Genomic DNA, 16,136 nt, shown 5'->3' with positions numbered 1-16,136 from the left:
CTTGCAGAATGCCTGATAATCGGCGTATCGGGCGTGGGATTTGCGGGGAGTTTTGCTTGGCGGTGATATCGACACGCTGCGTGAGTCTTGCTCTGTGGTTGCTGGCGCTTGCCAGTGGCACGACCGGGGCCGAGGAGAAGGTCGATGGCAAAGTCTCCTGCGCCTACACCCATGATGTCGCGCCGGAATTGTGCATCCGTGTCGAAAGCTACAATAACGACCTGTGTCACGCCATCGAGGTTCTGGCCGGGCGCCACGCCGTTCCGCCGGATTATTTCGCCCGGCTCATCTGGCGGGAAAGCCTGTTCCGGGCCAATGCGGTCAGCCCGAAGGGCGCGGAAGGCATAGCACAGTTCATGCCTGGAACCGCAAAGCTGCGTGGTCTCAAAGACAGCTTCAACATAATCGCCGCACTCGAGGCCTCTTCCCGGTATCTGTCCGAGTTGAATAAGCAGTTTGGCAATTTCGGTCTCGCCGCCGCAGCTTATAATGCGGGCGAGGCGGGATTGCGGAATTTTATCGCGACCGGTCGGCTGCCGACGGAAACCCGGGATTATGTGTTTGCGATAACGGGATATCCGGTTGAGAAATGGAAGGACAACCCGCCGGAAAAGGCGGCCCCGGCATTGGATGAGACCCGCTCTTTCATCGATGCCTGTCTGCGTCTGGCCGATACGCGAACGATGAACGATCCTGTCCTCATCTCGTCGGCCGACTGGGCGCCCTGGGGCGTGCAGCTTGCCGCGCATTATAATCCGGCGGTGGCGAACCGGCTTTTTACCCGCGCCATTGGCCAACTATCCGGGCCGCTTAATGCCGAGCGGGCTTTGATCGTGCGGCAGCGAGGCGGCAATTTCGGTTCGCGCCCGCGTTATGCCGCCCGCATCGGCCGCGATACACGCGCCCAGGCCAACGAGCTTTGCGGCGAAATCCGCCAGGCCGGCATTCCCTGCACCGTGTTCCGCAACAGATGAGAACACCTGTATGACCCTGTCGATCATAACAAGTTGATCAGCATCTGGGTCGCACCTCCTTTCAGAGCAAAATTATCGAGCCTAGATTGCAACGCTGACGACGGAACGTGTCGGCTGATGGTATTCTGTGAGGGAAGAAAACTGAAAATGAGATGGCTTGAAGCGGGATGTCTGGTCGGCGTGCTGGCCGCCATTTCTGGGTGCGCCACGACCGGGCAGACGGACGCATCGCAAACGGTGGCGAGCCTCGTGGGCCAGCCCCTGGATGCGGCTATCGCCAGACTCGGCCGTCCTAACAAGGTGATCATCGAAAAGGGCGCGACGGAATCCTATTGGCTGAAGGTGGACGTTGAGACCTATGCCGGCCTCTCCAACAAGCGGGAAATCCGCACCTTGAACGGGCAGGTGCGGATATCGGAAACGGAAGGCATGAAGATCAAGGAGCATCGCCGCGACTGCATCATCAAGATCACCGCGGATCCCGCTTCCACCATCAAGACCAGCGAAATCATCGGCAATCCGGCCAATTGCGAGAACATTATCAATCGCCCAAACACCTGAGGCGGTCGCATTCGAGACTGTTGCATCGCTTCGAACGACCGAACCACCGTAAGAGGTGGATTGTGGGCGATCTCCTAATATGCGACCATCCGTGCCGGAGGATGCGTGCATGGTATCGACGCTGTCGCATATACGAGAGATCGAACGTGTCGGCATGGGCGCGGTCAGCCCCCGTGATACGCCGGTCATCCAGTCCTGGCTGCGCTGCCTCAATGACTACAAGCTCGACCCAACGATTGCGCAGGAAGCCTATATCGTGCCCGAGCTGAAGCTTCGGGAGCATCGCGAGCAGGCCGAGGAGCTCATCCGTATCGGCCGCTCCGGTCTCGAAGCCCTGTTCAACCAGATTGCCGAGCAGAATTACGTCCTGCTGCTGTCGGATGCGCGCGGCGTTACCGTCGATTTCATGGGCGACCCGACCTTCGACAACCAGTTGCGGAGGGCGGGGCTTTACCTTGGCTCGGAATGGTCGGAAAACCGGGCCGGCACCTGCGCTGTTGGCGCCTGCCTCGTTTCCGGCGAGCCGGTGATCATCCATCAGGATGACCATTTCGATACCAGCCATATCGGGCTGACCTGCACTGCGGCGCCCGTCTTCGATACGCTCGGCGATCTCACCGCCGTGCTCGACATTTCCCAGCTGCGCTCGCCGACGGCCAAGGCCAGCCAGCAACTGGCGCTGCATCTCGTTGCCTCCACCGCGCGGCGCATCGAGCTTGCCAATCTCATGACCCGCACCCGCAATGACTGGGTGTTGCGTCTTGCACGTTCACCTGAGTTTCTTGACGTCGATCCCGATGCGGCGATCGCCCTTGATGGCAGCGGACGTATCACCGGCATGACCCATGGTGGCTTCGGGGCGCTGGCGCGCTCCATGAACATGCACGGCCTTGCCACCCGCGATTTTCTCGGCCAGCCGATTTCCTCGGTCTTCGATATCGATGTGGACGACCTGCCGCGCTTTATGCGCGGGCGGCCGAATGGCGAGCGGCTTTTGCGCGCCCGCAACGGTCTGGTGCTTTTTGCCAGCGCGATCGCGCCCGCCGTCAGCATTCGCGCTCCTGTCACGCCAGAGCCACGCTTGCCGCGAGCGCTGAGGGACATGAGCAACGGCGATCCCGCGATGGAAAAGGTGCAGGCGCGGGCAGCAAAGCTTGCCGCCCGCGATATTCCCATCCTCATTCAGGGTGAGACGGGCAGCGGCAAGGAATATCTGGCACGGGCGATCCATGACAGCTGCAACAGCGACGGCAATTTCGTCGCCGTCAATTGTGCGGCGATCCCGGAGCATCTGATCGAATCCGAATTGTTCGGTTACACACCCGGTGCCTTCACCGGCGCCAGCCAGAAGGGCAAGCGCGGTCTCATCGAGGAGGCAAGTGGCGGCACTTTGTTCCTGGATGAGATTGGCGACATGCCGCTTTCTCTTCAAAGCCGCCTGCTGCGCGTGCTTTCGGAAAACGAGGTGCAGCCGGTTGGCGCATTGAAAGCCAAGCCGGTGCGTCTGAGAGTACTGTCCGCATCGCACCGCGATCTTGCCGAGCTGGTGAAGGAAGGCCGTTTCCGGCAGGACCTCTATTATCGCCTGAACGCCGCAACGGTGACGCTGCCGGCGCTGCGGGAGCGCGAGGATCTCGGCTGGCTGATCGATCAGTTTCTCCGCCGCATCGAGAAGGAAAACGGCGAGACCTACAGGATCGATAAGGCGGCACGGGCAATTCTGCTTGACCATGACTGGCCAGGCAATCTGCGCGAACTCTTCAATGCACTGCGGGTTGCAGCCGCGCTTTCCGATGGCGGCAAGATCGATCCGGGTTGCCTGCCTGAACACCTCTTTGCCGAAGTCGCGACCGATGATGCTTTGCGCGATGACGACGATCTGCGCCGGGCGCTGAAGGACTGCGGCAACAACGTCTCGGCGCTGGCGCGAAGCCTCGGCGTCAACCGCTCCACCATTCACCGCCGTCTCAAACGCCTGAATTGACTGCGGCCGAACCGGTGCGACCATTGCAACACCTGTTGCACGGAACCTGTTGCATTCTGCCGGCGAGCCTCAGAGCTGAATTTGTAACCAATTGAAAATACGTCAAGATATGGCGCAAGCCAATCTGGCATGCCGCTTGCTGATCCTTCTGTGCAAGAACTACAGGAGGAAATGCAATGAAAGCACTGCGCTTTCACGCCGCCAAGGACCTACGCATCGAGGATGTGGATATGCCGCCCGAGCCCGGTCCGGGTGAGGTGCTCGTCGAAAACAAGTTCTGCGGCATCTGCGGCACGGACCTGCACGAATATGCCTATGGCCCGATCTTCGTGCCGAAGGAGCCGCATCCTTTCACCGGCGCGCACGGGCCGCAAATTCTCGGTCATGAATTCGGCGGTGTCGTCAAGGCCGTAGGCGAGGGCGTTAGCCATGTAAAGCCCGGCGACCGGGTATCGATCCAGCCGCTCATCATGCCGCGCCATGGCGACTATTATGCTGATCGCGGTCTTTATCACCTGAGTAAAAATCTCGCTCTCGCCGGTCTGTCCTGGCATTCCGGCGGCATGGCGCAGGCCGCTCTTCTCAACGACTATAACGTACAGCCGATACCCGATGCGCTTTCCGATCAGGAAGCGGCCCTCATCGAGCCGACGGCAGTCGCGGTTTATGCCTGCGACCGTGGCGGTGTCACGGCCGGCAGCAGCGTGCTTGTGACCGGTGCCGGGCCGATCGGCATTCTCGTCGCCATGGCGGCCAGGGCGGCCGGTGCCTCGCAGATATTTCTTTCCGATCTCAACGACACGCGTCTGGCGCTGGCGCGGGCGGCGCTTGGCGAGGTGCGCACGATCAATCCCAAGACGGAAAAGGTGGGCGATGTCATCCGTGCCGAGACCGAAGGCAATGTTGGCTGCGATGTTGCCATCGAATGCGTCGGCAATGAATATGCGCTGAAGAACTGCGCCGATGCCGTGCGCAAGCAGGGCGTTGTGGTGCAGACCGGCCTCCACCCCGGCGAAAACCCGCTGAACTGGTTCGACGTGACTTTCAAGGACATCGATATCCGCGGCTCCTGGGCCTATCCGACTCACTACTGGCCGCGTGTTGCCCGGCTGATTGCCAGCGGCCAGATCCCGGCGAGCCGGATCGTTACCAAAAACGTTTCACTCAGCGAGGCGGTCACGGAAGGGTTCGACCAGCTGCTCGACCCGGCCGGCAAGCATCTGAAGATCCTGATCGACCTGTCGCGATAGGCCGATTTGAAGTGCGGGGCGGTTGAGGAGCCGTCCCGTTTCCACATTGAGCAGGAGGAGGAATACATGCTCGACAAGACCCCCACCACCCGCCTTCAGGCGCTTCTCGATACGTTCGGGGCAGCACTCGAAGCTGGCCGCATCGATGATGCCGTTAATCTGTTTGCCGAGGATTGCTACTGGCGCGACCTCGTTGCCTTTACCTGGAACATCAAGACCGTTGAAGGTCGCGATCAGGTGCGCGACATGCTGCAGGCGCAGCTTTCGACGGCCAGACCCACAAACTGGCGCATCGCTACCGGCGAGGAGGCAACGGAGGCGGATGGTGTGCTTGAAAGCTGGATCACCTTCGAGACGGCGACAGGGCGCGGCTACGGCCTCGTGCGCTTCAGGAACGGGCAGATATGGACGCTGCTGACGGCGCTTTCCGAACTGAAGGGCCATGAGGAAAAATCGGGCTTCACCCGCCCGCTCGGCGCAAGGCACGGCCAGAACCTTGGTGCCAAAACCTGGATGGAGGAGCGCGAGGAGGAAGCGCGCACGCTCGGTTATGACAAGCAGCCCTATACCGTCATCATCGGCGGTGGGCAGGGCGGCATCGCGCTCGGTGCCCGGTTGCGCCAGCTCGGCGTGCCGACGATCATACTCGAAAAGAACGAGCGGCCGGGTGATAGCTGGCGCAAGCGCTACAAGTCGCTCTGCCTGCATGACCCGGTCTGGTACGACCATCTGCCTTACATCGATTTTCCGAAGAACTGGCCGGTCTTTGCTCCCAAGGACAAGATCGGCGACTGGCTCGAATTCTACACGAAGGTGATGGAACTGAACTACTGGACCCGCTCCACTGCCAAATCCGCCAAGTGGGACGAGGCGGCGAAGGAATGGTCGATCGTCGTCGATCGCGATGGCGAGGAAGTCGTGCTCCGGCCAAAGCAACTGGTCTTTGCCACCGGCATGTCGGGCAAGGCCAATATTCCGGATTTCAAGGGGCGCGAGCGCTTCAACGGCGATCAGCACCATTCCTCGCAGCATCCGGGGCCGGATGGGTACAAGGGCAAGAAGGTCGCAGTGATCGGTTCCAACAATTCGGCCCATGATATCTGCGCCGCACTCCACGAAGCGGGTGTCGATGTGACCATGATCCAGCGCTCGACGACCCATATCGTCAAATCCGATACGCTGATGGATATAGGGCTCGGTGCGCTCTATTCCGAACAGGCGTTGGCGAATGGGGTGACGACGGCGAAGGCCGATCTCATCTTCGCGTCGCTGCCCTACCGGATCATGCATGAGTTCCAGATCCCGCTTTACGACAAGATGCGGGAGCGCGACGCCGATTTTTACGCCGCACTGGAAAAAGCCGGGTTCCAGCTAGACTGGGGTGCGGATGGCTCGGGCCTCTTCATGAAGTACCTGCGGCGCGGCTCCGGTTATTATATTGATATCGGCGCCTCGCAGCTGATCATCGATGGCAAGGTGAAGCTTGCCGCCGGTCAGGTGGACGAGATCACCGAAAATTCGATCAAGCTCGCTGACGGCAAGGAGATCCCTGCTGACGTCATTGTCTATGCGACGGGATATGGTTCGATGAATGGCTGGGTCGCTGATCTCATCGATCAGGAAACGGCAGACAGGGTCGGCAAGGTCTGGGGTCTCGGTTCGGATACGCCGAAAGACCCGGGGCCGTGGGAAGGCGAGCAGCGCAACATGTGGAAGCCGACGCAGCAGGAGGCGCTTTGGTTCCACGGCGGCAACCTGCACCAGTCGCGGCATTATTCGCAATATCTCGCGTTGCAGTTGAAAGCGCGCATGGAGGGGCTTCCTACACCTGTCTATGCATTGCAACCGGTTCACCACACACGCTGACCACGGGTATTTCGATCGATAACGGTAATGCAGAAAGGGGGCGGAACATTCCGCCCCCTTTCTGAATCCGATGCAGGCAATGCCCCCGGTTTCTGTGGATCACGGCAACCGCTGTTGTTAGTGTGAGCCTCTGCGCATATGTTGGAAAACTCAATATCGATTTCCGGCCAAAGCGGACAGAAGAACAATGACCTCCCAGTTGGATTTTTTCGCTTCCGCGACGGCGCGGCTTCCTCAGGCTGAGCGCGGGCGAAAAGCGGGTGGTCGTGAAACGACGCTGAAATCGGTTCCTGATGATGAGGCCTTGGTCGGATATCTCGAATCCACAGGCAATTACCGCGTCCTGCGCAAGTTGCAGCCGCGCGCGATATGCGAGCAGCCGCGACCGGGGTTTCCACGTCAGGGCGTGATCCTCGACACCGAGACCACGGGCCTCAACCACCGAACTGACGAGATCATCGAAATCGGCGTCATTACCTTCACATTCGACGATCAGGGCACGATCGGCGATGTCACCGGGGTCTATGGCGGTCTGCGACAGCCGGGCACTTCCATTCCGGAAGAAATCACGCGCCTGACGGGTATCACCGATGAAATGGTTGCCGGACAGACGATAGACATCGACCGGCTGACCTCCCTGGTTGAAGGTGCTGATCTGATCATTGCCCACAATGCCGGCTTCGATCGTCCGTTTTGCGAGGCCTTCTCGCCGATCTTCCGCAATAAGGCCTGGGCCTGCTCCGTCTCTGAGGTTGACTGGAGTGGTCGGGGTTTTGAGGGCAGCAAGCTCGCCTACCTCATCGGGCAATCCGGCTATTTCCATGACGGCCACCGAGCAGTCGACGATTGTTTCGCTCTGCTGGAGGTGCTGGAACAGGTACGCGCCGCCCAAAGCGGGACGCCCTTCATGGAACTCCATGAAGCCAGCCAGCACTCCCGGGTTCGCATTTACGCGGAGAACAGCCCGTTCGACATGAAGGATCATCTGAAAAAGCGGGGCTATCGCTGGTCTGATGGTTCCGATGGCCGGCCGAAATCCTGGTGGGTGGAACTGGCGGAGGAAAAGCTCGAAGAAGAGCTGCATTTCCTCCGAACCGAAATTTACCGCTGGGACGCCGATCCCACGGTCAAGTATCTGACGGCATTCGACCGGTTCAAAGCCGGCTAGAAAGAAACCGCGACGGCCATACCGTCAAGTTTGCACAGCTCTGCGTTTTTTTTGATGTTTGTCGATTTTCTTGCTCAAAATTTGAGCGAGTAGGCGCGAGCTTTTTCGCGGCATTTTGATTTTAAAACAATATCTGTTCTGGCACGGGCCTTGCTTTCAGTCTTGTATGCAAGATTTACATACCAAGCAGGACCGTCAGATAAACATCGAAGAAGCCATCGTTTCCGGCATTCTTTCGGCGCGCATCCGGCCGGGCACGCGGCTCAGCGAAAATCAGCTGGCTGGACTCTTCTCCGTTTCACGTACGCGGGTACGGGAGGCGATGATGCGGCTGGAAACACGTGGCATCGTCCATGTCAGCGCGCGGCGAGGGTGGTTCGTCGTCGAGCCCTCCGCCGAGGAGGCGATGACCATCTATGAGGCGCGGCGGATTATCGAATCCGGATTGCTTCGCAGCATGCGGATGCTGTCGGAGGAGGGGCGCAAGGTCCTCGTCGCACATCTTGAGGAAGAGAAAGTCGCAATAGCCGCAGGTGACCGCCAGCGCCTTACCTGCCTCATGGGCGATTTTCATATCCGCATCGCCGAGCTTTGCGGCAATGCCGTGCTCATCGAGCTGCTACGCGATCTGACCGCCCGGACAATTCTGATCTCCATGCTCTACCAGTCGGAGTTTCATGCCCTCCAGTCCCATGAGGGGCATTGCCGTATCTTCGACGCGATGGCTGCGGGCGATTTCGTGAGAGCGGCGGAGCTTTCCATCGAGCATCTGGACGAGGTGGAAACCGGCCTCGACCTCACTCGACGCCCCGATCCTCTCGCCGGCCTTCGCCGGTCGCTCGCCCTACCGGAAATGAATGGCGGCGATCCGGATAAAATTCACATGCAACACAATCAACACAAGGAGAATGACATATGATCTTCAGACGGACCCTCATCGCTGCCGCCGCCATGGCTGCCGCCTTTGGTCTTTCCGCGCCCGCCAAGGCGGATGCCCTTGCCGACATCACCGCACGCGGCACGCTGCGTGTGGCCGTACCGCAGGATTTCCCGCCCTTCGGCAGCGTTGCTGCTGATATGACCCCGCAGGGCTATGACATCGACATGGCCAAGATGATCGCCGACAAGCTGGGCGTGAAGGTGGAACTCGTCCCGGTCACCAGTGCCAACCGTGTTCCCTATCTCCAGACCAACAAGGTCGATCTCGTTATCTCCAGCCTCGGCAAGAATGCAGATCGTGAAAAAGTTATTGATTTCTCTGATGCTTACGCGCCTTTCTTCAACGGCGTTTTCGGCCCGGCCGACGTCGCGATCTCCAAGGCCGAAGACCTTAAGGGCAAGACCATCGCCGTCACGCGCGGTGCCGTCGAGGATCTGGAACTGACGAAGGTCGCGCCTTCGGACGCCACCATCAAGCGTTACGAGGACAATAACGGCACCATCTCTGCCTTCCTTTCGGGCCAGGTGGAAGTTGTCGCGACAGGCAACGTGGTTGCAGCCGCCATCCTCGCCAAGAACCCCCCGAAGCGTCCGGAATTGAAGTTCCTCATCAAGAACTCTCCCTGCTACATCGGCCTCAACAAGAACGAGCCGGCCTTACTGGAAAAGGTCAACGCCACCGTAGCTGCAGCCAAGGCCGACGGCTCGCTGAATGCGATCGCCACCAAGTGGCTTGGCCAGGATCTGCCGAAAGACCTTTGATCATCGTTTGCCATGGTCATCCCGGATCCGCCGGGATGACGCCTTTCTCCACCGGCGCAAGGGGACTGTTTCTTGAGCTATCAATTTGATTTCCTGTGGCTTGGCGAATATTGGCCACAAATTGCCAAAGGCATCGCCATTACCAGCCAACTCACGCTGGTCGGCGGCGTGGTCGGCGTTTCACTTGGCATCGCCTGCGCCTGGGCCCGGGCGCTCGGACCTTCATGGTTGAAGCCCATCGTCGGCACCTATGTGGAGCTCATCCGCAATACGCCTTTTCTGATCCAGTTGTTTTTCATCTTCTTTGGCCTGCCTTCACTTGGTTTCAAGCTTACAGAGCTGACCGCGGCAAATCTGGCGATGATCGTCAATCTGGGCGCCTATAGTTGCGAGATCATCCGCGCCGGTATTCAGGCGACGCCGAAGGGCCAGTTCGAGGCGGGCGCGAGCCTTGCCATGACGCGCTTCGAAACGTTTCGCCATGTGGTGCTCACACCCTCGCTGCAACGCATCTGGCCGGCGCTTTCTTCGCAAGTGGTGATCGTCATGCTCGGCTCGGCCGTCGTTTCGCAGATTGCGGTGGAAGACCTGACCTTTGCGGCGAACTTCATCCAGTCGCGCACGTTCCGCGCCTTCGAAGCCTACATCCTGTCAACTGTCATCTACCTGCTGCTCGCCATCCTGTTGCGGCAGGGCATGCTGGCGCTCGGCAGCTTTCTTTTCCCGAGGAGGGCGGCACGATGACTGAATTCACCTTTTGGGACATTCTGCGCAACCTGCTGCTCTCCACCCGCTGGACGCTGTTGCTATCGCTCGTTTCCTTCATCGGCGGGGGTATGGTGGGCATCGTGCTTTTGTGGTTGCGCATCAGTCCGCGCCGGGCTTTGAACCGTGCTGCCCGCATCTATATCGAAGTCTTTCAGGGCACCCCGCTGCTTATGCAGCTTTTCATCGCTTTTTTCGGCCTAGGTCTCCTCGGGGTTGATGTTCCGGCCTGGCTTGCGGCTGGCGTGGCGCTTATCCTCTGGACCGCTGCCTTCCTTGCGGAAATCTGGCGCGGCTGCGTTGAGGCGATTGCGAAGGGCCAGTGGGAGGCGTCCGCCAGCCTTGCCATGGGCCGCCTGCAACAGATGCGTTACGTCATCCTGCCGCAGGCGCTGAAGATTGCCATTCCGCCAACGGTCGGTTTTTCCGTGCAGGTCGTCAAGGGCACAGCACTCACCTCCATCATCGGTTTCGTTGAACTGTCCAAGGCCGGCACGATCGTCACCAATGCCACCTTCCAGCCCTTCACCGTCTATGGGCTGGTTGCTCTCATCTATTTCGCCCTCTGCTGGCCGCTGTCGAAATCCAGCCAGTTCCTAGAAAGGAAGCTCAATGTCGCTCATCGAAATCACTGAAGTCCACAAGAGCTTTGGCGACAATGAGGTGCTGAAGGGCATAAATCTGGATGTCGAACCCGGCGAGGTGATCGCCATCATCGGCAAAAGCGGCTCTGGAAAATCGACGCTGCTTCGCTGCATCAACGGACTGGAGACGATCAGCGCCGGCTCGATCCAGGTGGCAGGTGCGCAGTTGCTGGACGATGAGCTGCATCTGAAGGCATTGCGGCTGAAGGTCGGCATGATCTTCCAGCAATTCAACCTCTTTCCGCATCTGACGGCCGGCGGCAATGTCATGCTTTCGCAGATGGTGGTGAAAAAGGTCACCAAGCCGGAGGCCGAGGTGACGGCGCGCAGGATGCTGGAGCGTGTCGGGCTGGCGCACAAGTTCGATGCCTATCCGGATGAACTGTCCGGCGGCCAGCAGCAGCGCGTGGCGATTGCCCGCGCCCTTGCCATGCAGCCTATCGCCCTTCTCTGTGACGAGATTACCTCGGCGCTCGACCCTGAACTCGTGTCTGAGGTGCTGGCCGTCGTGCGCGAACTGGCAAAGGAAGGCATGACGCTGCTGATGGTGACGCATGAAATGAAGTTTGCCCGCGACGTCTGCTCGCGCGTTGTTTTTATGCATCAGGGCCGCGTGCACGAGATCGGCCCGCCGGAAGATGTTTTTGCCAATCCCCAGACGCCGGAACTCAAGCAGTTCCTTGGCATGATCTAAGCACAGTACCGACGCACGCGACCGGAGCGGTGCGTGCGTCGGCAGTAGCCTTTGTGTTGTGTTTGCCGGGAAAATGTCCGCTATTCCAGTGGTGTCAGCCAGTTCGTTCCGATGGCGCTCTTTTCCCGATTTCATGTTCCCCTGTCGGTCGCTCGGATCGCATACAATTTCCGCATCAAATCGAAAACAATCGATGGAAATTTGAGCAGACCGATGGCGGGACTGGTGGACACATCGAAATTCCCGTTTTATATCAATGGCAAAGCCGATTGGCACGGCTCCTGCATGACAAAGACGTCGCAGGAGAGTGTTCATGAGCAAAGCCGCAGCAATCGACATCGCTTCCGTTTCCAAGATTTATGGCAACACCACCGCGGTGCATGCCATAAGCCTCAAGATACCGGCAGGAAGTTACTGCTGCCTGCTTGGTCCTTCGGGCTGCGGCAAGACCTCGACACTGCGAATGATCGCCGGCCACGAAAGCATTTCAAGCGGCGATGTCAGGCTTGGTAATGTGGTCGTCACCGATCTGCCGCCCGCCAAACGCGGCACGGCAATGATGTTCCAGTCCTATGCGCTGTTTCCGCATCTTGATCTCGTCGACAACGTTGCCTTCAGCCTCAAAATGAAGGGGGTGGACAAGGAAGCGCGCCGCGCCAAGGCGCTGGAGATGCTGCGGCTGATGCAGCTCGAACCCTATGCCACCCGGCGCCCGGCCCAGCTTTCCGGCGGGCAGCAGCAGCGTGTGGCGTTGGCTCGCGCGCTTATCACCGACCCCGAGGCGTTGCTGCTAGATGAGCCGCTTTCAGCACTCGATCCTTTCCTCAAGATCCGTATGCGGGCCGAGCTGAAGAAGCTGCAAACCGCGCTCGGCATCACCTTTGTTCACGTCACACACAGTCAGGAAGAGGCAATGGCGCTGGCCGACGTCATCGTCGTCATGAATGATGGCCGCATCGAGCAGGCAGCGACGCCGCGCGAGCTGTTTGAGCGCCCGGCCACCGCTTTCGTCGCCCGCTTCATGGGCGATCACAATGTCATTTCCGGCCGGTTCAAGGAAAAGAACGGCGATCTCGTCACGCTGGAGGTTGCGGGCGGCGGCGCCTTCACGGCAGGCGGCGTTGCCCCGGATGACGGCGCGGTCGATATCGCCGTTCGTACCGACCGTGTGCGCGTCGGCGAGGCGGATCGACCCGGTTTCGGTTTTACCGGCATCGTCTCGAATGTCGAGTATCGCGGTGCAAGCGTGAAGATCGCCGTGACCGGCGCGGGCATTGAGGATTTCAACGCCATCCTCAGCGACGTCGCCTTCTTCGAAAAGCCGGTAAAGACCGGCGACGCCATACCGCTTTCATGGAATGCGGCCGATGCCATCGTGCTCGGCCGGGTAGAGAAGTGACCCCAAAAATAACCAGAGGAGAACTTTGAAATGACCGACAACTCCAACAGCAACAAGGGCCTGTCCCGCCGTGGCCTTCTAAAGGCAGGTGCCGCCGCAACAGGCGCGGCCATCGGCTCCGGCCTTGTCACCGGTTTCCCGACCATATGGGCGCAGAACCCGATCACGATCCGCCAGTTCGGCACGGGTGTTTCGAACCTCAATGCGATTGCCGAAAAGTGCAAGGCTGATCTCGGTATCACACTGGAGATGACGGCGACGGATTCGGATGCGGCCGCGCAGCGCGCCGTGACCCAGCCGAACTCCTACGATATCGCCGATATCGAATACTGGATCCTGAAGAAGGTCTACCCGGCGGGTGTCATTCAGCCGATGGAAATCAAGAAGCTGAAATATTACGACAAGATCGTTCCGCTGTTTAAAAACGGCAAGCTGACGCCCGATAGCGTCGTGGCCCAGGGTACCGCCCCGCACACGGTCGGTTTCGTCGAAAAGCCCGGCGACAAGAAGTTTGCGAAAAGCGAAACCGATTATTTCACCATGGTTCCGACCATCTACAATGCCGATACGCTCGGCATTCGCCCCGATCTCGTCGGCCGCGATATCACCAGCTGGGCCGATATCATGGACCCCAAGTTCAAGGGCAAGGCCTCTATCCTCAACATCCCCTCCATCGGCATCATGGATGCGGCGATGATCATGGAAGCCATGGGCAACATCAAATATGCCGACAAGGGCAACATGACGAAGGAGGAGATCGACAAGACCATCGACTTCCTCATCAAGGCCAAGAAGGACGGCCAGTTCCGCGCTTTCTGGAAGAGCTTCGATGAAAGCGTCAACCTCATGGCGTCGGGTGAAGTCGTGATCCAGTCCATGTGGTCGCCCGCCGTCGCCGCCGTTCGCTCCAAGGGCATCGCCTGCAAATACCAGCCGCTCAAGGAAGGCTATCGCTCATGGGGCGGCGGCCTTGGCCTTGCCAAGCACCTCTCCGGTGCCAAGCTGGATGCGGCCTATGAGTATATCAACTGGTACACCTCCGGCTGGGTCGGCGCCTACCTCAACCGTCAGGGCTATTACTCCGCCGCCATGGATACGGCCAAGGAACATATGTCGGCCGACGAGTGGGGTTACTGGGTCGAAGGCAAGCCCGCGCAGGGCGATATCATCGCGCCTGATGGCAAGGTCATGGAAAAGGCCGGAGCAGTGCGCGACGGCGGTTCGTTCCAGGAGCGAATGGGCAAGGTCGCCTGCTGGAACTCCGTCATGGACGAGGACCGCTACATGGTTCGTCGCTGGAACGAGTTCATCGCGGCTTGATCTTCTCACCTTTCGCAGACATGAGGCCGCGCCGACGCGGCCTCTCTTTCACAGGCAGCCAGCAGGAGAAAAGCCTTGGTGACAGTCAGATCCATCGGCGTGAGCGAAAAAAAGGACAAGCCGTCCCGCAGCTTCGCCCTGCCGCAGAAGCTTGTGTCCTATATTCAGGCCACACCGCTTTTCCTGATCCTCGGCTTTTTCCTGCTTTTACCGATCGTCATGATCGCCGTCGTCAGTTTCTGGGATTATGATTTTGCCCAGATGTATCCGGGTTTCGTGACCTTCAACTATACCGAGACGCTTGGTTCCTGGGTCACGTGGCAAACATATATCAACACGCTGAAATTCGCCGCCATCGTCTGGGCGATCACGCTGTTCTGCGGTTTCTGGGTCGCTTATTTCCTCGCTTTTCATATCCGCACTACCACCATGCAGATGGTTCTGTTCCTCGTCTGCACCGTGCCTTTCCTGACGTCGAACATCATCCGCATGATTTCCTGGATTCCCGTTCTCGGGCGCAACGGGCTGGTCAACAGCGCGCTGGTCAGCGCCGGCATCGTACCTGCGCCAATCGAATGGCTGCTCTATTCGGATTTTGCCGTGGTGCTGGCCATGGTGCATCTTTATACGCTTTTCATGGTCACACCCATCTTCAACACGCTGATGCGCATCGACAAATCGCTGATCGAAGCGGCGCGCGATGCCGGGGCGACTGGCTGGCAGACCCTCTGGAACGTTATCATTCCGCTTGCCAAACCCGGCATGGCGATCGGCAGCATCTTTGTCGTGACGCTTGTCATGGCCGATTTCTCCACGGTTCAGGTGATGTCCGGTGGGCAGAGCGCGTCGGTGGCACTGATGATGAAGAACCAGATGTCGCTGCTGCAATATCCCGCGGCGGCCGCAAATGCCGTCATCCTGCTCATCCTCGTTCTTCTGATGGTCGCGGGCATCCTGCGCATCGTCGATATCCGCAAGGAGCTGTGACCCATGCATTCGGAAAAACGCGGCCGTGAATTCTATGTCCTCGCCTTCTTTTTTCTGCTCTTCGTGCTGTTCCTCTACGGCCCGCTGTCGGCGATCCTCATCCTTGCCTTTCAGGGGCCGAATGGCGGACTGACCTTTCCACTCAACGGCGTTTCGCTGCACTGGTTCGGAAATCTTTTCGAACAGCAGGCGGTCGGCGATTTTGGCGGCTCGTTCCGCCGTTCCTTCGGGCTTGGCGTCATGGTCATGGTCGTCACGGTGCTCGTCTCGCTTCTGGCGGGTCTCGCTTTCCGGCGCAAATTCATCGGCGCGACGCCGCTATTCTATCTTTCCGTCGCAAGCCTCGTGGTGCCATCGATCATCATATCACTCGGTATCGGCGTTCTTTTCCAACAGCTTGGGCTGGAACCTTCATGGTATACATCAGCATTTGGCGCGCACCTGACCTGGACGCTGCCATTCGGCGTGCTCATCATGCTGGCGGTTTTCAACCGTTTTTCTCCATCCTATGAAGAAGCCGCCCGCGATCTCGGGGCATCCGCCTGGCAGACGTTTGCCCATGTGGTGCTGCCGATGATTGCACCGAGCCTGATCGGCGTCGGCCTGTTCGGCTTTACGCTTTCCTATGACGAATTTGCCCGTACGCTGATGACGTCAGGCACCTACAACACCCTGCCGCTGGAAATCTACGGCATGACCACCAACGTCACGACGCCGGTGCTTTACGCGCTCGGAGCCGTCACGACCCTTTTCTCCTTCCTGGTTATTGCGGCCACGCTTGGCCTGATCGTCACTCTGAACCGTCGCCATTCGCGTTGATGAA

Annotated in this window: 15 protein-coding genes; all 15 read left to right on the top strand. The window is 59.2% G+C overall.

Features of this window, described 5'->3' with window-relative positions:
- Positions 1–80 precede the first annotated feature (80 nt).
- Entirely contained in the window at positions 81–974 is an 894-nt protein-coding gene (locus ACQZ45_RS20260; RefSeq protein WP_112959772.1) for a transglycosylase SLT domain-containing protein, read from the top strand.
- 147 nt (positions 975–1,121) lie between these two features.
- Positions 1,122–1,535: a hypothetical protein gene (locus tag ACQZ45_RS20255; RefSeq protein WP_112200858.1), complete on the top strand. Its 414-nt coding sequence runs from the start codon at positions 1,122–1,124 to the stop codon at positions 1,533–1,535.
- 109 nt (positions 1,536–1,644) lie between these two features.
- Positions 1,645–3,519 (top strand): sigma-54-dependent Fis family transcriptional regulator, encoded by a 1,875-nt coding sequence (locus ACQZ45_RS20250; protein WP_003517806.1) that lies wholly within the window; start codon positions 1,645–1,647, stop codon positions 3,517–3,519.
- Positions 3,520–3,695: 176 nt separating this feature from the next.
- Positions 3,696–4,769: a 2,3-butanediol dehydrogenase gene (locus ACQZ45_RS20245; RefSeq protein ID WP_035199305.1), complete on the top strand. Its 1,074-nt coding sequence runs from the start codon at positions 3,696–3,698 to the stop codon at positions 4,767–4,769.
- Positions 4,770–4,835: 66 nt separating this feature from the next.
- Positions 4,836–6,635 carry an NAD(P)/FAD-dependent oxidoreductase gene (locus tag ACQZ45_RS20240; RefSeq protein ID WP_003517801.1) on the top strand — a complete coding sequence of 600 codons (1,800 nt, stop codon included), beginning with the start codon at positions 4,836–4,838 and terminating at the stop codon, positions 6,633–6,635.
- 187 nt (positions 6,636–6,822) lie between these two features.
- Positions 6,823–7,803 carry a 3'-5' exonuclease gene (locus ACQZ45_RS20235; RefSeq protein WP_448742508.1) on the top strand — a complete coding sequence of 327 codons (981 nt, stop codon included), beginning with the start codon at positions 6,823–6,825 and terminating at the stop codon, positions 7,801–7,803.
- Between the two features lie 166 nt (positions 7,804–7,969).
- Positions 7,970–8,722 carry a GntR family transcriptional regulator gene (locus ACQZ45_RS20230; RefSeq protein ID WP_003517798.1) on the top strand — a complete coding sequence of 251 codons (753 nt, stop codon included), beginning with the start codon at positions 7,970–7,972 and terminating at the stop codon, positions 8,720–8,722.
- Complete coding sequence (locus ACQZ45_RS20225; protein ID WP_060642688.1) at positions 8,719–9,504, top strand: transporter substrate-binding domain-containing protein; 786 nt, start codon at positions 8,719–8,721, stop codon at positions 9,502–9,504. The genes ACQZ45_RS20230 and ACQZ45_RS20225 overlap by 4 nt, the downstream gene beginning before the upstream one ends.
- A gap of 72 nt (positions 9,505–9,576) precedes the next feature.
- A complete protein-coding gene (locus ACQZ45_RS20220) occupies positions 9,577–10,248 on the top strand; it encodes an amino acid ABC transporter permease (RefSeq protein ID WP_003517793.1) in 672 nt (223 codons plus the stop codon).
- Positions 10,245–10,904 carry an amino acid ABC transporter permease gene (locus tag ACQZ45_RS20215; protein ID WP_019566432.1) on the top strand — a complete coding sequence of 220 codons (660 nt, stop codon included), beginning with the start codon at positions 10,245–10,247 and terminating at the stop codon, positions 10,902–10,904. Before ACQZ45_RS20220 ends, ACQZ45_RS20215 begins: the two co-directional genes overlap by 4 nt.
- Complete coding sequence (locus ACQZ45_RS20210) at positions 10,882–11,607, top strand: amino acid ABC transporter ATP-binding protein (protein WP_019566431.1); 726 nt, start codon at positions 10,882–10,884, stop codon at positions 11,605–11,607. Before ACQZ45_RS20215 ends, ACQZ45_RS20210 begins: the two co-directional genes overlap by 23 nt.
- A 313-nt stretch (positions 11,608–11,920) precedes the next feature.
- Positions 11,921–13,006 (top strand): ABC transporter ATP-binding protein, encoded by a 1,086-nt coding sequence (locus tag ACQZ45_RS20205; protein WP_112959742.1) that lies wholly within the window; start codon positions 11,921–11,923, stop codon positions 13,004–13,006.
- A gap of 30 nt (positions 13,007–13,036) precedes the next feature.
- The gene (locus ACQZ45_RS20200; RefSeq protein WP_003517786.1) at positions 13,037–14,326 is read left to right on the top strand and encodes an ABC transporter substrate-binding protein; all 1,290 of its coding nucleotides are present in this window, start codon (positions 13,037–13,039) and stop codon (positions 14,324–14,326) included.
- A 75-nt stretch (positions 14,327–14,401) separates the two neighbouring features.
- Positions 14,402–15,313 carry an ABC transporter permease gene (locus ACQZ45_RS20195; RefSeq protein ID WP_448742507.1) on the top strand — a complete coding sequence of 304 codons (912 nt, stop codon included), beginning with the start codon at positions 14,402–14,404 and terminating at the stop codon, positions 15,311–15,313.
- A gap of 3 nt (positions 15,314–15,316) precedes the next feature.
- Positions 15,317–16,132: an ABC transporter permease gene (locus ACQZ45_RS20190; RefSeq protein WP_003517782.1), complete on the top strand. Its 816-nt coding sequence runs from the start codon at positions 15,317–15,319 to the stop codon at positions 16,130–16,132.
- The last annotated feature ends 4 nt before the right edge of the window (positions 16,133–16,136 follow it).

It is taken from the genome of Agrobacterium sp. 16-2014-1-2a, assembly GCF_053522705.1.
This window is presented reverse-complemented; position numbering and strand designations above follow the sequence as displayed.